The sequence below is a fragment of the Streptomyces sp. NPDC001373 genome, assembly GCF_042895815.1.
GTDB lineage: Bacteria > Actinomycetota > Actinomycetes > Streptomycetales > Streptomycetaceae > Streptomyces.
Genome location: NZ_JBIAWQ010000003.1, coordinates 555,992 through 575,090, shown reverse-complemented (window position 1 = coordinate 575,090; position 19,099 = coordinate 555,992). Strand labels below are relative to the sequence as shown.

Sequence of the window (19,099 nt, the reverse complement as noted above, 5' to 3'; positions counted from 1 at the left end):
ACCGAATGCCCCGCCAGGAAGTCCGGACGCACACCCCAGGACTCCACCAGCCGGAACAACGCCACCTCCACCGCGAACAACGCCGACTGCGCGTACCGCGTCTCCTTCAACGCCTCCGCATCCTCACCGAACACCACCTCCCGCAGCGGGAGTTCCAGGTATCCGTCCAGATGGGCGCAGGCCTCGTCGAAGGCGTCGGCGAACACCGGGAATGCGGCGTGCAGTTCACGCCCCATCCCCGGGCGCTGGCTGCCCTGTCCGGAGAACAGGAAGGCGGTGCGGCCCGGTCCGTGGCCGGTGGCCGGGTCGGTGCCGCCGGTGACGACGTGGGCGGCGGAGCCTGCCGTGTCCTCGCCGGCGAGGGCGTCCAGGCCGCGCAGGAGTTCGGCGCGGTCGGTGCCGAGGACGGCCGCGCGGTGCTGGAGGGCCGCCCTGCCGGTGGCGAGGGAGTAGCCGATGTCGGCCGGGGTGGCCTCCTCGTGCTCCGGCTCGGCGAGGTGGGCGCGCAGGCGCCGGGCCTGGGCGCGCAGTGCGGTGGGGGTCTTCGCGGACAGCAGCCAGGCGACGGAGGTCTCCGCGGCGGCCGTGACGTCCGCGGCCCGGTCGCCCCCGGTGTCCTCCGGGCCCGCGGGGGTCTCGGCCGTGGCCGGTGCGGGGGCCTGTTCGATGATCACGTGGGCGTTGGTGCCGCTCACGCCGAAGGCCGAGACGCCGCCGCGGCGGACGTGGCCGTCCGCCTCGGACCAGGCCACGGGGGCGGAGAGCAGTTCGACCGAGCCGGCCGTCCAGTCGACGTGCGGGGTCGGGGCGTCCACGTGCAGGGTGCGGGGAAGTTCGGCGTGCTGGAGGGCCAGTACCAGCTTGATCACGCCGGCGACGCCGGCGGCGGCCTGGGTGTGGCCGATGTTGGACTTGAGCGAGCCCAGCCACAGGGGCCGGTCCTCGGGGCGGTCCTGGCCGTAGGTGGCCAGGAGGGCCTGGGCCTCGATCGGGTCGCCGAGCCGGGTGCCGGTGCCGTGCGCCTCGACCACGTCGACGTCGGCGGGTGCGAGCCCCGCGTCGGTGAGGGCCTGGCGGATGACCCGCTGCTGCGAGGGCCCGTTGGGGGCGGTGAGGCCGTTGGAGGCGCCGTCCTGGTTGATGGCGGAGCCCCGTACGACGGCCAGTACCCGGTGCCCGTTGCGGCGGGCGTCGGAGAGCCGCTCCAGGAGCAGCATGCCGGTGCCCTCGCCCCAGCCGGTGCCGTCGGCCGCGGCGGCGAAGGCCTTGCAGCGGCCGTCCGGGGCCAGTCCGCGCTGGCGGCTGAACTCGACGAAGATGCCGGGGCCGGACATGACGGTGACACCGCCGGCGAGGGCGAGTTCGCATTCGCCCTGGCGCAGGGACCGGACGGCGAGGTGGAGGGCGACGAGGGAGGAGGAGCAGGCCGTGTCAACGGTCAGCGCGGGCCCTTCCAGGCCGAAGGTGTAGGCGAGGCGGCCCGAGACGACGCTCGCGGCACGGCCGGTCAGGAGGTAGCCCTCGACGCCTTCGGGTGCCCGGCGCAGGCCCGAGGCGTAGTCCTGCCCGTTGGAGCCGATGAAGACGCCGGAGCGGCTGCCCTTGAGGGTGGCCGGGTCGATGCCGGCGCGTTCGAAGGCCTCCCAGGTGGTCTCCAGGAGGAGCCGCTGCTGGGGGTCCATCGCAAGGGCCTCGCGGGGGGAGATCCCGAAGAAGGCGGCGTCGAACTCGCCCGCGTCGTGGAGGAACCCGCCTTCGCGGGCGTAGGTGGTGCCGGGGTGCTGCGGGTCGGGGTGGTAGAGGGCGTCGAGGTCCCAGCCGCGGTTCCCGGGGAAGGCGGAGAGGGCGTCCTCGCCCTCCGAGAGGAGTTTCCACAGGTCTTCGGGGGAGGTCACCCCGCCGGGGAAGCGGCAGCTCATCGCGACGATGGCGATGGGCTCGTCGTCGTCGGGACGGGCGGCGGGCGCGGCGGCGGGAGCGGCGGCCTGCGGGCCGCCGACGAGGAGGGTGTCGAGGTGGGCGGCGAGCTCGGCCGGGCTGGGGTAGTCGAAGACGACGGTGGTGGGCAGCCGCAGGCCGGTGGCGGCGGCCAGGCGGTTGCGGAGTTCGATGGCGGTGAGCGAGTCGAATCCGGTGTCGCGGAAGGCCCGCTGGGGCTGGACGGCGTCGGCGCCGGCGTGGCCGAGGACGGTGGCGGCCTGGGTGCGGACGACTTCGACCAGGGCCCGGAGCCGGTCGGCGCCGGGGAGTGCGGCCAGCTGTCCGGCGAGGGCGGGGCCGCCCGCGGCGGGGCCGTTCGGGCCGGCGGCCGTGGTGGCGCTGTCGAGGATCCGGCGGGCTTCGGGCAGGCGGTGCAGGAGCGGGTAGTCGCCGGTGGGGGCGAAGGCGCGGACGAAGCGTTCCCAGTCGATGTCGGCGACGGTGACGGCCGTGTCCTCGTGCTCGAGGGCGCGGCGCAGGGCGGCGATGCCGAGGTCGGCGGGCATGGGGAGGATGCCGCGCCGGGTGAGGTGTTCCTCGGCGTGGCGGCCCATCATGCGGCCGCTGCCCCAGGATCCCCAGGCGATGGCGGTGGCGGGCAGGCCCTGGGCGCGGCGGTGGTGGGCGAGGGCGTCGAGGTGGGCGTTGGCGGCGGCGTAGCCGCCCTGGCCTCCGTTGCCGACGATGCCGGCGATGGAGGAGAAGAGGACGAAGAAGTCGAGGTCGTGGCCGGCGGTGAGCTCGTGCAGGTGGAGCGCTGCCTCGGCCTTGGGGCGCAGGACGTGTTCGAGGCGGTCGGTGGTCATGGCGTCGAGGACGCCGTCGTCGAGGGCGCCGGCGGTGTGGATGACGCCGGTGAGGGGGTGTTCGGCGGGCAGGGAGCCGAGCAGGTCGGCGAGGGCGGCGCGGTCGCCGGCGTCGCAGGCGGCGATGGTGGCGCGGCAGCCGAGGGCGGCGAGTTCCTCGCGGAGTTCGGCGGCGCCTTCGGCGGCGGGGCCGCTTCGGCTGGTCAGGACGAGGTGGGCGGCTCCGGAGCGGGCGAGCCAGCGGGCGACGTGGGCGCCGAGGGTGCCGGTGCCGCCAGTGACCAGGACGGTGCCGTGGGGGCGGGCGAGGGTGTGCTCGCCGGCGGGGGCGACCGGGTCGGCGGTGGCGCGGACCAGGCGGCGGGCGAGGGTGCCGGTGGCGCGGACGGCGAGCTCCTGCTCGCCGGCGGGGTCGGCGAGGAGGCCGGTGAGGAGGTCGAGGGCACGGGCGTCGAGGGTTTCGGGCAGGTCCACGAGGCCGCCCCAGCGCTGGGGGTACTCGGCGCCGGCGACCCGGCCGAGGCCCCAGAGCTGGGCCTGCGCGGGGTGACGGGGCGGGTCGGCGGGACCGGTGGCCACGGCACCGGAGGTGGCGCACCACAGGGGGGCGCCGATGCCGGTGTCGCCGAGCGCCTGGACGAGGGCGAGGGTGGCGGCGAGGGCGGCCGGCACGTGGTGGCCGGGCGCGTCGGCCGGGTCGTCGGCCAGCAGGGAGAGCACTCCGGTGACCTCGTCGGCCTCCAGGGCGGCCTCGGCGAGCCGTTCGGTGAGGAGTGCGGCCGCGGTCTGCCGGTCGGGGTGGGCGGCCGGGTCGAGGGGGACGCGGACGGCGCGGGCGCCGCGGGCGGTGAGGGCGTCGTGGACGGCGGTGGCGGTGGTGCCGTCCTGGTGTGCGGCGGTGGTGACGAGCAGCCAGGTGCCGGTGAGCGGGGCGCGGTTGCCGCGCCGGGCCCGGGTTTCGGTGGGGGTCCAGGTGATCCGGTAGCGCCAGCCGTCGATGCGCGCGGTCCGGGTGGAGCGGCGGCGCCAGTCGGCGAGGCGGCTGACCATGCTGTCGAGGGAGGCGTCGGGGGCCAGGTCCAGTGAGCTGGTCAGGGCCCGGACGTCGGAGTTCTCGACGGCGGCCCAGAAGCGGGCCTCCTCCTCGCTGTGGGCGGCGCCGGTCGCGGGGGTGGTGGCCGGGGCGGCGGTGTCGAGCCAGAAGCGGCGCCGCTGGAAGGGGTAGGTGGGCAGGTCGGCGGGGCGCGGGCGCAGCCCGGCGAAGGCGGCGGCCCAGTCGGCGGGGACGCCCCGGGTCCAGGCCTCGCCGAGGGAGGTGAGGAAGCGGGCGGTGCCGCCGTCACCGCGGCGCAGCGAGGGGAGGACGTCCACGGTGGCGGCGGCGTCCTCGGCGGTCTCCTGGAGGCCGATGGCGAGCACGGGGTGCGGGCTGCATTCGACGAGGACCTGGTGGCCGTCGGCGATGAGGCGGCGGGCGGCGGGCTCGAAGCGGACGGTGGTGCGGAGGTTGGTGTACCAGTAGGCGGCGTCGAGGGCGGCCGAGTCGACGGGCTCGCCGGTGACGGTGGAGTAGAAGGGGACGCGCGGGGTGAGCGGGGTGATACCGGCCAGGGCTTCGGCGAGTTCGGCCTCGATGAGCTCCACGTGGGCGGAGTGGGAGGCGTAGTCGACGGGGACCCGCTTGGCGCGGACCCCGTCGGCGGTGCATGCGGCGAGCAGTTCGCCGAGCGCGTCGGCGTCGCCGGAGACGACGGTGGAGCGGGGTCCGTTGACGGCGGCGATGCCGAGCCGCTCGCCCCACCGCTCCAGGCGCCGGGTGACGTCGGCGAGGGGTTCGGGAACGGAGACCATGCCGCCGAGTCCCGCGAGGCGGGCGAGGAGGCGGCTGCGGAGGGCGACGACCCGGGCGGCGTCGTCGAGACCGAGGGCGCCGGACACGGCGGCGGCGGCGATCTCGCCCTGGGAGTGGCCGATGACGGCGGAGGGTTCGACGCCGAAGGAGCGCCAGAGCTCGGCGAGGGAGACCATGACGGCCCACAGGGCGGGCTGGACCACGTCGTCGGCGCTGTCGAGGGCGGGCGCGCCGGGGGCGCCGCGCAGGACGTCCTCCAGGGACCAGTCCACGTACGGGGCCAGGGCCCGGCCGCAGGCGTGGATGCGCTCGCGGAAGACGGCGGAGGTGTCGAGGAGTCCGGCGGCCATGCCGGCCCACTGGGAGCCCTGGCCGGGGAAGACGAAGGCGACGCGGCGGCCGTCGGCGGCCGTGCCCCGGGCGGTGCGGGGCGTGGAGCCGCCGGCGGCGAGGGCGCGCAGGCCTTCGGCGAGTTCGGCTTCGGTGGCGCCGGTGACGACGGCGCGGTGTTCGAAGGCCGTACGGGTGGTGGCGAGGGCGTGGCCGATGTCGGCGGGGCGGGCGCCCGGGTGCGCGGCGGTGTGCGCGAGGAGGGCTTCGGCGCGGGCGGCCAGGGCCTCGGGGCTGCGGGCCGACAGGATCCACGGTACGTCGACGGCTCCGGCGGGGGTGTCCGCCTCCGGGGCCGGGTCCGCCTCCGGGGCCGGGTCGGCCGCCGGGGGTTCGGCGGGGGCCTCTTCGAGGACGGCGTGTGCGTTGGTGCCGCTGATCCCGAAGGAGGACACGCCGTAGCGGCGGGGCCGGCCGGTCGCGGGCCAGTGCACGGCGTCGGTCAGCAGCCTGACCCGTCCGGCGGTCCAGTCCACGTGCGGGGAGGGGGCCTCGGCGTGCAGGGTCCTGGGCAGGAGGCCGTGCTGGAGGGCGAGGACGGACTTCAGTACGCCGGCGATGCCCGCGGCGGCCTGGGTGTGGCCGATGTTGGACTTGAGGGAGCCCAGCCACAGCGGCCGGTCCTCGGGCCGGTTCCGGCCGTAGGTGGCGAGCAGGGCCTGGGCCTCGATGGGGTCGCCGAGGCGGGTGCCGGTGCCGTGGGCCTCGACGGCGTCCACGTCCGCGGCCGTCAGCCCGGCGTTGGCGAGGGCCTGGCGGATCACCCGCTGCTGGGCGGGGCCGCTGGGCGCGGTGAGGCCGTTGGAGGCACCGTCCTGGTTGATCGCGGAGCCGCGCAGGACGGCGAGGACGCGGCGGCCGCCCCGGCGGGCGTCGGAGAGCCGCTCCAGGAGGACCATGCCGGTGCCCTCGGCGAGGCCGAAGCCGTCGGCGTCGGCGGAGAAGGCCTTGGAGCGGCCGTCGGGGGCCAGGGCGCGCTGCTTGCTGAACTCGACGAAGGAGCCGGCCGTGGGCAGGACGGTGACGCCGCCGGCCAGGGCGAGGGAGCATTCGCCGGTGCGCAGCGACTGGGCGGCCAGGTGCAGGGCGACCAGGGAGGAGGAGCAGGCGGTGTCGACGGTGACGGCGGGGCCTTCGAGGCCGAGGGTGTAGGCGAGGCGGCCGGAGGCGACGCTGACGCTGTTGCCGGTCAGCAGGTAGCCGCTGATGTCCTCGGGTGCCTCGTGGAGGCGGGGGCCGTAGTCCTGGTTCATGGCGCCGACGAAGGTGCCGGTGCGGGTGCCGCGCAGGGTGGCGGGGTCGATGCCGGCGCGTTCGAGGACCTCCCAGCCGGTCTCCAGGAGGAGCCGCTGCTGGGGGTCCATGGCGAGGGCCTCGCGCGGGGAGATCCCGAAGAACTCCGGGTCGAAGTCGCCGGCTTCGGGGAGCATGCCGGCTTCGCGCTGGTAGTAGCGGCCGGGTCGGCCGGGCTCGGCGTCGTAGAGACCCTCGACGTCCCAGCCGCGGTCGGCGGGCAGGGCGGACACGGCGTCGCCGCCCTCGGTGAGCAGCCGCCACAGGGCTTCCGGCGTGTCGGTGCCGCCGGGCAGGCGGCAGCTCATGGCGACGATGGCGACGGGTTCGTCCCAGGCGGCGGCGGTGGTGTCCTCGTCGGCCGGGTCCTCGTGGGTGCCGAGGGCCTCGGCGAGGATCCGTCCGGTCAGGGAGGCCGGGGTGGGGTGGTCGAAGACGACGGTGTGCGGCAGGGCGAGTCCGGTGGCCTCGTTGAGGCGGCCCCGGAGTTCGACGGCGGTGACGGAGTCCAGACCGAGGTCGCGGAAGGCCTGTCCGGGGGCGACGGCGTCCGGGCCGGGCAGCCCCAGCAGGGCGGCGGTGAGGGAGCGGACGAGGGCGGCGGCGGTGCGCTCGCGTTCGGCCTCGGGCAGCGGGGCGAGCCGGCCGGACGCGGCGGGCCCGTCGGCGGTGGTGGCCCGCTGGAAGGGGTAGGTCGGCAGCTGGACCCGGCCCGCGGGGGTGGTGGGGAAGGCGGTCGCCCAGTCGACGTCGACGCCCTGGACGCAGGCCTCGGCGAGGGCGGTGCGCAGGCGGCGCAGGCCGCCCTGGCCGCGGCGCAGGGTGGCGATGGTGACGGCGTGGCGTCCGGCGGCCGCGGCGGTCTCCTGCATGGCGGCGGTCAGCGCGGGGTGGGGGTTGATCTCCACGAGGGCCTCGTGGCCGTCGGCCAGCAGGGCGTGCGTGGTCTGCTCGAAGCGGACCGGGCGGCGCAGGGCCCCGAACCAGAAGCCGGCGTCCAGGGTGCGGCCGTCGACGATGCCGCCGGTGGCGGACGAGTAGAGGGGGGTGTGGCCGGCGCGCGGGGCGAGGCTGGCGAGGGCGGTGAGCATCCGGTCGCGGACGGCGTCGGCGTGCGCCGAGTGGGCGGCGGCGCCGAGGCGGACGCCGCCGCAGCGGACGCCGTAGCCCTCCAGTTCGGTGCGCAGGGCGCGCAGGGCATCGCCGTCGCCGGAGACGACGTGGGACCCGGGGCCGTTGTGGGCGGCGATGACCAGCCGGTCCGCCCAGGGGGCGAGCCGCTCCTGGAGCCGGTGGCCGGGCAGGCTCACGGCGAGCATGTCGCCGCCGTGCCGGGCGAGTTCGGCCAGGGCGGCGCCCCAGGCGTGGATGGTGCGGGCCGCGTCCTCCAGGGTGAGGGCGCCGGCCAGGTGTGCGGCGGCGACCTCGCCGATGCTGTGGCCGGCGTAGGCGCGGGGGCGGACCCCGTGGGCCCGCCAGGTCTCGGCGAGGGCGATCTGGACGCCGAAGGTGGCGGGCACGCTGACGTCGGGGGTGTCCAGGGCGGGGGCGCCGGGGGCGCCGCGCAGCACGTCGGTGAGGAGCCAGCCGGTGAAGGGGGCGAGGGCCTGCTCGCAGCGCAGGGCGGCGGTGCGGAACTCCGGCGAGGAGTCCAGGAGTTCCGCGGCCATCCCGGGCCACTGTCCGCCGATGCCGGACAGGACGAAGGCCGTCGGGCGGGCGGCGGCGGTGCCGCGGACCACGTCGGGGGCGTATCCGCCGGCGGCGAGGGTGGAGAGGGCGTCGAGGAGCCCGTCGGGGCCGTCGCCGAGGAGGACGGCGCGGTGCGGGAAGTGGTGCCGGGTGGTGGCCAGGGCCCGCCCCACGGCGGCCGGGTCGAGGCCGGGGTGTGCGGTGAGGTGCTCGTGGAGTCTGCGGGCCCGGGCGCGCAGGGCCTCGGGGCCGGCGGCGGAGAGGATCCAGGGCACCGGTTCCCCGGTGCCCTCTCCGGGGGCGCCGGCGAGGTCGGGACGGACACCGGGGGCGGCGGCTCCGGAAGCGGGTCCGGGGCCGGTAGCGGCATCGGCGCCGGCAGCGGCCTCGAAGCCGGGGCCGGTGGAGGCCACGGGGGCAGTACCGGCGTCGGCTCCGAGGACGGCAGGGGCCGCGGATCCGGTAGCGGCTCCGCCCTCGAGGCCGGGGGCATCGGAACCGGCGGCCGCTCCGGCGCCACGGCCGGTGGACGCCACGGCGCCGGGGCCGGTGGAGGCCACGGGGGCGGGGGCGGAGTCCGGGCCGAGGTTCCAGCCGAGGTCGGCGGCCGCGGTGAAGCGGCCGTCGGCGCCGAGTACGGCGAGCACGCGGTCGCCGTCGGCCCGGGCCGCGGCGAGGGTCTTCAGCAGGACGGCGCCGTAGCCGCCGGGCTCGTCGTCCGGTGCACCCGGCGGGCGGACGTCCGGGCCGGCGGCCAGGGCGAGGGCGCTCTCGCCCCGGCCGAGGCTGTCGTGGGCCGCGCGCAGGGCGTCGGCGCCGGTGGGGAGGCGGCGCAGCAGCGGCGTGGCCCCGGCGGGGAGCCGCAGGACGGCGCCGACCGCGGCGACGGCGTCCTCCTCCGCCGGGAGCGGCGCGTCCGGCCCGCCGAGGACGGCGAGGAAGACGCCGGTCGCCGCTCCCGGGGCCGCGGCCAGGACGACGCCGGCGTCCTCCAGTGCCTCCCACCAGGTCTCCGCCGCGGCCGGCCCGTGCGGCAGGGCGTCGGTCCGGGCGGGGTCCGACGGGTCTCCGGTGGCGTCCGCGAGGAATTCCGCGTCGAACGCCCGGCCCGCGCCGGTGTCCGCCGGCGTGCGGTGTGCCGATCCGATCGCCACGATCACCTCGTGTGCGCCGTTCCCGGATTCCTCCGGCATCGCAACAGACTCGCGCATCATGTGTGCTCCATCGACCCGTTGAACTACTGCTGGTTTGCTGGTTCCGCAGCGCCTCGGGGCGTGCGGGCATGCCGGGGTGGGCCCCGTGCTGTTCCCCTGCGTGCCGGACCGGACGACCCTTCCGGACCGGACGACCCCGCGGGCCCGGCGGACCGGCGCCCGCCGCCGGCTACGCGGCGGTGACGTCCTGGCGGATCACGCGCTCGATGTTCCGTTCGGCCAGGGCGGTGATGGTGACGAACGGGTTCACGCCGATGGAGCCGGGGATGAGCGAACCGTCGGTGACGTAGAGGTTCTTGTAGCCGTTCACCCGGCCGTAGTCGTCGGTGGCCCGGCCGAGGACGCAGCCGCCGAGCGGGTGGTAGGTGAAGTCGTCCGAGAAGGCCTTCAGCTGCTTGCCGAAGAGGTCGTAGCGGTACATCGTCGTGTTCGCCTTGTTGATGCGGTCGAACAGCGACTTCGCGGCGTTGACTGCGGGGGTGTTCTGGTCGCGGGTCCAGCGCAGGGCGGCCCGGTCGGTCGCCGCGTCGTAGGCGAAGGTGCCGCGTTCGGGGTTCTTGGTGATCGCCAGGTAGAGGCTGACCCAGGTCTCCACGCCCGCCGGCATGGGGGCGATCTCGGCGAAGACGGGGTTCTGGGGGTTGTCCCAGTCGTCGATGCCCAGGGCTGGGATCGAGGACTGGTTGCCGCCGGTGGGGTTCCACACGTGGTTGGCGCGGGCGGTCATGATGTTGCCGTTCGGGCCCCAGCCGGCGCCGATCTCGGAGCTCAGGTTCGGCAGCGTGCCGGTCTCACGGGCGCGCAGCAGCAGTTCGGTGGAGCCGAGGCTGCCGGCGCCGAGGAACAGGTGGCGGCAGGAGATCTCCTTGGTGGCCAGCAGCCGGCCGTCGGCGTCCCGCTGCTCGACGGTCAGCAGGTAGGTGCCGTCCTTCTGCTGCCGGATGGTCTTGGCCTGGTGCAGGGTCTCGATGGTGACCTTGCCGGTGCCCAGGGCGGCCGCCAGGTAGGTCTTGTCCAGGCTCTGCTTGCCGTGGTTGTTGCCGTAGATGACCTCGCCGGCCAGCGCGGACTTGGGGAGCTCCCCGGCCGCCTCGCGCCGCATGTGGTCGAAGTCGTAGACGTTGGGGACGTGGACGGTGCCCAGTCCGGCCTTCTGGGCCTGGTCGCGCGAGACCCGGGCGAACTTGTACCACTCGGTGCTCTCGAACCAGCCGGAGTCGATGTGGTTGACGCGGAGCATGGAGTTGGCGCGCGGGAAGTAGCGGGCGTACATCTCGGCGGCGTCGACGCGCGGCAGCACCTCCTCGAAGTAGGAGCGCTTCGGGGCCACCGCCATACCGCCGTTGACGAGGGAGCCGCCGCCGACGCCGCGGCCCACGTACACGGACATCTGGTCGAAGTTGACCCGGTCCAGGACGCCGGCGTACGGGTCGATGTCGCGGTTGGCCAGGTCGAGCCAGAGGAAGCTGCCGAGGGGGGCCTCGGTGCGGTTCTTGAACCAGCTGGAGCGCTTGTCGGGCTTGAGCATGCCGGCGAAGACGTTGCCGTCGGGGCCCGGCTGGTTCCACAGCTGGCCCATCTCGAGCATGACCGTGCGGACTCCGGCCTCGCCCAGGCGCAGGGCGGAGACGGCGGCGCCGTAGCCGGTGCCGATGACGACGGCGGGGACGAACGCGACGCCGTCGGCGCGGTCGGCGGCCAGGGCCCGCGGGGCGCCGATGGTGGTGCTGCCTGCGAGGGCCGCCGCGCCGAGGGCCGTCATGCCGAGCAAGCGGCGGCGCGAGAGGTGCTGTTCCACGGTGGATACCTGACTTTCGGGATGAAGGGGACGGGCTGTGGTGTGGAGGGCGCCTCGCACGGCGGGCGCGGGAAGGCGTCGGGAAGCCGTACGCCGGGGGAGGCGGGAGGCCTGCGGTGAGGCGGGCGCGGCGGCCTGGGTGACGCGGGGCCCCGCGCGGGGCGCGGGAGCCCTTCGGGAGGCGTCAGTCGGCGGTGTGCAGGGAAATCGCCGAGCAGGGGCACTGGTCGGCGGCCTCGCGCACGGCGGCGTGCGCGGCGGCGGGCGGGCCGGGGTCGAGCAGGAGCACGAACCCCTCGTCGCACTGGTCGAAGACCTCGGGGGCGAGCAGGGCGCACATCCCGGCGCCGCAGCAGAGCCGCCGGTCGACCGCGACCCGCAGCGGGCCGTCGGTCACCAGGCGACGGGCAGCGCGTACACCCCGTACACCTGCATGTCGTGGCGGAGGCGGATCTCCTCGGGCGGGCAGGCCAGGCGCAGGTGCGGGAAGCGCTCCAGCAGGGCGGTGAACCCGACCCGCAGTTCGATGCGGGCCAGCTGCTGGCCCAGGCACTGGTGGATGCCGTGGCCGAAGCCGAGGTGGCCGGCGGCGCGGCGGGTCACGTCGAAGGACTCGGGGTCGGGGAAGCGTTCGGGGTCGCGATTGGCGGCGGCGAGGGAGACCATCACGACCTCCCCCTCCTTGACGAGGGTGCCCTCGATCTCCACGTCCTCCAGGGCGGCCCGGGTGGGGCCGTGGTGGACGATGCTGAGGTAGCGCAGGCTCTCCTCGACGGCGCCCTCGATCAGCGAGGGGTCGGCGCGCAGCGCGGCCAGCTGCTCGGGGTGCTCCAGCAGGGCGAAGGTGCCGAGGGCGAGCTGGTTGGCGGTGGTCTCGTGGCCGGCGACCAGCAGCAGGAAGGCGATCGAGGTGAGTTCCTCGTCGGTGAGGTCCGGGTCGGCGGTGATCAGTCCGCTGATGATGTCGTCGGCGGGTTCGGTGCGCTTGAGGCGCACCAGGCCGCCCAGGTAGGCCCCCAGTTCCAGGAAGGCGGCGGTGACGTCCTCGGTGGACTCCCCGAAGCTGCTCCAGACGTGGGTGTGGTGCTGGAAGGTGGCGCGGTCGGCGTAGGGGACGCCGAGCAGTTCGCAGATGACGAGGGAGGGGATGGGCAGCGCGAAGTGCTCGAAGAGGTCGGAGGGGGAGCCCAGGCGCTCCATCTCGTCGAGCCGCTCCGCGGTGATCTTCTCGATCCACTCGGTGAGCAGGCGCATGCGGCGGACGGTGAACTGCCCGACGAGCAGCTTGCGGTAGCGCTGGTGCTCGGGGTCGTCGTGCTGGATGAACATGCCGGGGGGCGCCGCCGGGGCCTCGTCCAGGGTCGCGGCGCGCGGGACCGGCGGGTGCTTGAGCTCCCCGCGGGCGCTGAACCGGGCGTCGGCAAGGACGGCCCGGGCGGCGGAATATCCCGTGACGAGCCATCCGAGATGGCCGTCGGCGAATTCCATGCGCGTCAGCGGTTCGGTCCGGCGCAGCGTCCGGATCGCCGGGGGCGGGTTGAAGTATCCGTCCCGGACAGTGGTAAAGGTCACCGGTAAACCCTGGCTCATAAATGCCCTTCCTTGGCTGGCCCTATCGCGGCCGAACCCCCCGGAAACGCGGCCTCAATACGGCGTCAACGCGTTCTCAACACGACGTCCTGCAATGCGAACTCCGCCGTGCGCGCAGTTCGATCAGCGCCACCACGAAGGTATGGAGACGCGGTGAAAGGTGTCAACGAAAACAATCCCCCGCGCACTAACCCTGTGGGCGTGGGCCGGGGGGTACGGTTACGGGCGGTACCGGGAGGCTTCGGTTCGGTACGGTGCGGACCCCGCGCCGGAACCCCGCCCCTCCCCCGTCCTCCTCCGGGCTTCGGGGCACTCCTCGGACAGCAGCCGTGCCATCGGGGCGAGTTCGGCTCGGCCGTCGATGCGCAGCTTGCGGTAGGCCTGGGTGAGGTGTTTCTCGACCGCCCGGGCGCTGACCTCCAGCCGTTCGGCGATGGCCCGGTTGGAGGTTCCTCCGGCGGCCAGTGCGGCCACGCGGCGTTCGGTACGGGTCAGCGCGGCGACCGCGTCCGCGCCCCGGGAACCCGCGATGGTGTGCAGCGCCCGGCCGGCCCGGTCGGCGATCCAGGGCGCCCCGCACGCCAGCCCCTGCTCCCGGGCCCGGGTCAGCCGGTGCTCGGCCTCGGCCTCCCGGCCGGCGGCCAGCAGCCGCCTGCCGAGGAGCAGGGAGGTGCGGGCCTGTTCGAGGACGTGGGCCGTCCGTTCCAGGGTGGCCGCGGACTCGCGCAGCAGGACGAGTCCGCGTTCTCCCCCGGTGATCGCGCCCCGGCCGCGCTGGGCGCGGCCGATGGCCACCGGGCTGCCCCAGCTCACGGCGCGCGCGTACTCCTCGTCCATGAGGTCGTGGGCCTGGCCGGGGCGGCCCGTCCGGTAGTGGAGTGCGGAGACCCAGGAGCGCCAGGGCGCGACGGCCGGGTTGCGCCAGTGGGCACGTTCGGCGGTGCGGCCCCAGTCGAGGTAGCAGCCCAGGGCGGTCGGCAGGTCGTGGCGCAGGGCGGCGGCCGTGCCCCGGATGAGCAGCCGCAGGGAGGGCAGGTGGCCCTGGGCGGCGTCCGGCGCGGAGCCGGCCAGCAGCCGTTCGCACAGGGCGGTGTCCCGGGCTTCCAGGGCGGCCAGGACGACGGCGGCCAGGGTACGCAGGGTGGCCCAGCCGGTGGCGTCGAGGTCGAGGGCCTCCGCGGCGTGGGCGCGGGCCAGCGCCAGGTCTCCCCGGGCCAGGGCGAGGTGGGCCAGCTCGACGGCGATCAGGGCGCGCGGGACGGTGGCGTGGTCGCGGCGGGCCCGGTCGTAGGCGGTGTGCAACCAGGGGCCGATGGTGCCGAGGGAGTCGGCGGCGACCAGGACGTCGGTCAGCAGCGGCAGGGCGGTGTGGACGTGGTCCGGGGTGGCCGGCTCGTGCTGGAGCAGCCGTTCGGCGAGGGGGACGGCCTCGGCGGCGGTGACCCGTTGGGCCAGGACGGCCCCGTGCAGCAGGACGGTGACCCGTTCGCGGTCCGCGGCGCTGTCCAGGCGGGGGACGGGGCCCAGGGCCCGCAGCCGGTCGGCCGAGGCGGCCAGTTCGGCCGGGCCGGCCACGGCGGCGTGCCGGAGCCGGGCTTCCAGCCGCAGGGCGCTGCGGCGGGCGGTGCCGGTGAGGCCGGCCGCGTCTCCCAGTTCAGCGGCCGTCGCGGAGACGGTGTCGAGGACGGCGGGCGGGCAGCCGTCGAGGAGGAACGGAGGTATCCGGCCCGCCACCCGGGCGCGCCGGGCCGGGTCCGGGAGGAGGAGCAGCGCCTGGGTGAAGTGGCGCAGCGCCGCCGTGGGAGCGAAGTCCCTTTCGACGATGGCCAGTTCCACGAGGAGCTCGGCGCGGGCGGGCCCGTCGGGCGGGCCGAGGAGCAGGGCGCGGCGCAGGTGGCGGGCGGCGGCCTCCGGGTCCGCGCGGCGCAGGGCTGCGGTGGCGGCGGCCCGCAGGACCTCCTGCGCCCAGGGCTCCTCGCAGGAGGAGACGGCGAGCAGTTGTGCGGCGGCCCGCTCGGCGGGGTGGCCGCCCCGGTGCAGCAGGAGGGCGGCGCGCAGCCGCACGGCCTCGGCTTCGGCGGGGTCCATCGAATCCTCCACGGCGTCCGCGACGACCGGGTGGACGAACCGGGGTACGGGGTCCTCCGCCAGCAGGCCGAGCCGGCGCAGCGCGCGCACCGCCTCGGCGCGGCCGGTGGCGTCGAGGCCGGCGAGCCGGGCGGCGGGGTCCTCCTCGGGGCCGGTGTCCCCCGGGTCGGCGGCTCCGGGGGTGTCCCCCGTGCCTGCGGCTCCGGGGGCACCCGCGTCCGCGGTGTCCCGGGCGGGGCCGGTGTCCCGCGCGTCCGCGTCCGCCCAGGTGTCCTCGCCGAGGACGGCGAGGGCCTTCGCGAAGCGCCACACCGGCGGCCGCTGGCCGCGCAGGACCACCGCGAGGCGTTCGCGCAGGCCGTCGGGCCGGATCCCGCGGATCACCCGTGCGTCGGGCAGCCGTCCCTCGCGGTCCTGCTCCCCGGCGGCGGTCAGGGCGTCGAGGGTGGCCGTGAGCAGCAGGGGGTGTCCGCCCGTCGCCTCCTGGCAGGCGCGGGCGCAGTCCTGGTCCACGGGCCTGCCGAGGCGGGCGGCGACGAGGTCGGCGGTGGCCCCGATGGACAGCGGGCGCAGCCGCAGGACGGCGGCGGCGCGACCGGTGAGGTGGTGGAGGCGGGGTTCGTCCTCGCCGGGGTCCCCTTCGCGCAGGGCGGCGACCAGGGTGACGCGCATCCGGGGCAGCCGTCCGGCCAGCCGCGCGAGCCAGCGCAGCGAGGGGGCGTCGGCCCACTGGAGGTCGTCCACCAGCAGGAGCAGGGGTTTGCGGTCGGCGTGTCCGGCGATCAGGGCGAGCAGCTCGGCGTCCTGTCCGGAGCCGTCGGGGGCGTCGGCGGCGTCCTCGGGCGGGGTGACGGCGCCGCCGTCGGCGGGCAGGAGCGGGGTCAGCAGCTGGCTGAGCACGCCGAAGCCGAAGGCCTGTTCGTGCGGGGATCCGCTGGCGGTGAGGACGCGGATGCCCCGGCGTTCGGCGAGTTCCGGCAGGGCCCTCAGCAGGGCGGTCTTGCCCATGCCGATGCCCCCGGCCACCACCGTCAGGGACCCGCCTCCTGCTGCGCGGCCCGTGGCGTCCAACGCCGCCGTGATCAGGTCGAGTTCCTGCTGCCGGTGGAGCAGGTGTGTCATGTCGGTTCCTCCGTCGCTGTTCGTTCGAGTGCCGCGGCCAGCTGCGGTCGCCCTCGGATGCCGAGCTTCCGGTAGGCCTTCGTCAGGTGCTGTTCAACGGTGCGGGGGGTGACGGCGAGTTCCCCGGCGATGGCCCGGTTGGGCAGGCCCCCGGCGGCGAGCGCCGCGACCCGGGACTCGGCGTCGGTCAGCAGGACGGCCGCCCCGCCCGGAGCCGGAGCCGCGCCGTGCCGGGGGCCTCGCGGGCCACCGTGCGCCGGGGCGGGCCGCGGCCGGTCCGGCCGCACGCCGCGGTCCGGGTCCGGGGCCGGGGGCCCGGCCCCGTCCGGTCCCCGGTCCGGTGCACCCGGGTCCGGTACGGGGCCGGGGGCGGCCCCGTCGTCGTCCAGCAGGGAGTCGACGGTGAGGTGACCGGAGAAGGGGGCCGTGACGATGGCCACCAGTGCCTGCCGGTACTGCCAGCCGGCCGCGCTCCCCCGGGCCCGCGCCGGCGCTCCGGGTGCGGCGGCTCCGCCGGGGCGCGGGGCCAGCGCCGTGGCCAGCGCGACGGGCGAGCCCCAGAGCACGGCCCGGCGGCGCTCCTCGGCCAGCAGCCGCACCGCCAGCGGGTCCCCGGGGTCGCGGGTCCGAGCGGCCGCCGAACGCCAGGGCAGGAGAGCGGGGTTGACCGCCTGCCGGGCCAGCAGCCGGCGGCCGCACTCCAGAAGGTCGGCGAGGGCCCCGTCCCGGTCGCCGGCCGCGAGCCGGACCCGTCCTCGCGCGTAGAGGAGGTAGGCCCAGGCCAGGCCCTCCTCGGCGGCGGGTGGCAGCCGGGTCGCCAGGATCCGCGCGGCGGCGTCCGCGTCCCCGCGGCGCAGGTCCAGCAGGGCCCGCAGGGCGAGGGGTCCGGGCGCCATGAGGGGGTGCCAGAGGCGGCCCGGCATGACCTCCTCGCACCGGTCCAGGGCCTCGGAGGCGGCCGCGTCGCGTCCGCCCCACAGCTCGGCGAGGCAGGTGACGAGCAGGGCCGCGCCGGCCACCGGCCGGGCGTCCCGCCGTCGGGCGCACACCAGGATCCCGTCGAGGGCGTCGCGGGCCTCCCCCGTGTCCCCGCTCAGGACGAGCGCGTACGCCGCGGCGGTCCGGACGGCCGGCGGCACGTGCGTACGGGCCTCCGGCGCCAGGGCGGCCCGGGCGAGCCCGCGGGCGCGGGTGATGTCCAGGCCCCGCTGCGCGGTCCGCCAGGCGGCCACGGCGGCCTCGGCGGCCTGTTCCGGCCGGGCGGGCCAGGCGTCGGGCAGCGGCGGGGCGCAGCCGTCCTCCGGGTCGGGGCGGCCGTGTTCGGCCATCCAGTGCAGGGCCCTCAGCGCGGAGTGTTCGGCGGTGCCCGGCTCCGCGTCGGCGGCCGCCCGGGCGATCCGGGCGGCGGGGGTGAGGACGTCGCCGCGGGCCACGAGGAGTTCGGCCGCGCGCAGCCGGGCCCGGACCGTGCCGGGGCCGGCGGGCGCGGACCGGTCCGCGCCCGCCGGGGGGCCCAGGGCGCGGTACAGGTGGCGGCTCGCGGCCTCGGGCGAGGTGGGGAGCGTGGCGGTGGCCAGTTCGGTGAGCAGCCGGACCCGCAGGGCCTGCGGCACCGGCTCGCGCAGGGCCCGTTCCAGCAGCCGGGCGGCCTGGGCGTGCCGGCCGACCGCCCGGTGCTCCGCGGCCCGGCGGCGCAGCGCCGCCACGGCCCAGGGGGCGCCGATCCGGCCGGCGCCCAGCAGCATCCGGGCCACGGCGCGGTCGGGCAGGGCCGCCCGGTGGGCCCAGGAGGCGGCCCGGGCATGGAGTTCCTCCCGCTGCCCGGTGTCGAGGCCGGCCAGGACGGCCCGGGCGGCGGCCCCACTGCGCAGGGCGGGGCGGGGGCCGTCGGCGAGCAGACCGGTGCCGGACAGCAGGGTCAGGGCCCGGGCGGCGCCGGGGGTGCCGGGGCCGGCGGCCAGCGCGTCGATCAGGCCGGGGGTGCAGTCGGGCCCCGCAACCGCGATCGCGCGCAGCACGCCGAGGAGTTCCGCCGGCAGCAGGGGAAGGGTGCGCACAGTGCGCTCCCTGACGGCCTCGGCCGTGCTCTCCGCGAGGTGGTCGAGGTGGCCGGTGCGGGGGGTCCAGCCGTGCCGTGTGAACCGGGCGACGACCGAGCGCAGGAGGGCCGGGTTGCCGTCGAGGCACCGGGCGGCCTCCTGGTGGAAGGCCGCGTCGACGGCGTCGGGCCACGCAGCGTCGAGGACCCGGCGGACGGCTGCGGCGGGCAGCGGGGGCAGGTCGAGGGCGTGCCGGGCCACGGAGCGCCCGTCGGCCAGCGGACAGGGCTCGATCCGGTCGTGGGGGTCCGGCCGGGCGGCGCTGTTGCGGGAGGTGAGCAGCATCAGCGGCACCCCGGCCAGCCGCCGGGCCAGTGCCCGCAGCAGGCGCAGCGACGGGGGGTCGGCCCACTGGGTGTCGTCGACGACGAGGAGCAGGGGGCGGCTGCGGGCGGCTGCCAGGAAGGGGGCGCAGAGGTCGGCGGGCGGGCGGGCCCGTCCGTCGCCGCGGCGGGCGGGGCCGGGCGGGAGGTCCCGTGCGGCGGTCCCGGGGAGCAACTGGGAGTGGAGCTGGGCGGCGATCCCGTGGGGCAGGCAGGTCTCCGCGGGCGAGGCCGCCGCCGCGGCGACCCGTACTCCGGCCTCCTCGGCGAGGGCCGCCGCGTGGTCCAGCAGCGCGCTGCGTCCGATCCCGGGCGGCCCCTGGACCTCGACGACCGCGGGCCGGCCCCGCCGCAGGTCGGCCAGCAGGCCACGCAGCAGCCGGTCTTCGGTGTCCCGTCCGATGGGCACCGCCGGGCCGGCGGGGCGGGGGTCCGGGCCGGGCGGGACTGCCGAGAGGCCCGGCGGGGCGGCTGTCGTCCGTGGCATGGCTGTCCGTCCTCCTGGGTGTCGTGTCGGTGGGGCTCCCCCACCGGCCCCCATGCGGGCGGGGGGCCGGATCGGGCGGCCCTGCACTTCCGTCCGGGCGCCGTCCCGGACGGGCCGTCAGGGCCCGTCGTCGAAGACCCCGCTGTCGAAAGGCCCCGTCGTGGAAGACCCCGTCGTCGAAAGCCCCGTCGACGAAGACCCCCTCGTCGCCCGGAGGGCGGCCACGCGGCGTCCGGCGGGGGCTCCCGGTGGGCCGGGTGCACGACCTCGTACCGGGTGTACCCGGTCGTGCGGCCGGTGCGCCGGGAACGCGCGCCCGGCGCACCGGTGCGGGCGGGAGTCCGACGACGGGGGCCAGCGCTCTG

Annotated in this window: 6 protein-coding genes; all 6 read right to left on the bottom strand. The window is 76.9% G+C overall.

Going from position 1 to position 19,099, the window contains the following annotated elements; genetic code table 11:
- Positions 1-9,206: type I polyketide synthase (locus ACFY15_RS10925; protein ID WP_390825370.1), on the bottom strand; the 9,206-nt coding region annotated here is incomplete at its 3' end.
- A 190-nt stretch (positions 9,207-9,396) separates the two neighbouring features.
- A complete protein-coding gene (locus tag ACFY15_RS10920) occupies positions 9,397-10,989 on the bottom strand; it encodes a GMC oxidoreductase (protein ID WP_390690888.1) in 1,593 nt (530 codons plus the stop codon).
- A gap of 220 nt (positions 10,990-11,209) precedes the next feature.
- Positions 11,210-11,422 carry a ferredoxin gene (locus ACFY15_RS10915; protein ID WP_390690859.1) on the bottom strand — a complete coding sequence of 71 codons (213 nt, stop codon included), beginning with the start codon at positions 11,420-11,422 and terminating at the stop codon, positions 11,210-11,212.
- Complete coding sequence (locus tag ACFY15_RS10910) at positions 11,419-12,597, bottom strand: cytochrome P450 (RefSeq protein WP_390690860.1); 1,179 nt, start codon at positions 12,595-12,597, stop codon at positions 11,419-11,421. The genes ACFY15_RS10915 and ACFY15_RS10910 overlap by 4 nt, the downstream gene beginning before the upstream one ends.
- 237 nt (positions 12,598-12,834) lie before the next feature.
- Entirely contained in the window at positions 12,835-15,825 is a 2,991-nt protein-coding gene (locus ACFY15_RS10905; protein WP_390690861.1) for an AAA family ATPase, read from the bottom strand.
- The gene (locus ACFY15_RS10900; RefSeq protein WP_390825369.1) at positions 15,822-18,734 is read right to left on the bottom strand and encodes an AAA family ATPase; all 2,913 of its coding nucleotides are present in this window, start codon (positions 18,732-18,734) and stop codon (positions 15,822-15,824) included. The genes ACFY15_RS10905 and ACFY15_RS10900 overlap by 4 nt, the downstream gene beginning before the upstream one ends.
- Between the last annotated feature and the right edge of the window lie 365 nt (positions 18,735-19,099).

Bases quoted from the DNA above. Each gene is read 5' to 3' on its own strand.
- ACFY15_RS10920 (WP_390690888.1), bottom strand. From the start codon at position 10,989: ATGACGGCCCTCGGCGCGGCGGCCCTCGCAGGCAGCACCACCATCGGC.
- ACFY15_RS10905 (WP_390690861.1), bottom strand. From the start codon at position 15,825: ATGACACACCTGCTCCACCGGCAGCAGGAACTCGACCTGATCACGGCG.
- ACFY15_RS10900 (WP_390825369.1), bottom strand. From the start codon at position 18,734: ATGCCACGGACGACAGCCGCCCCGCCGGGCCTCTCGGCAGTCCCGCCC.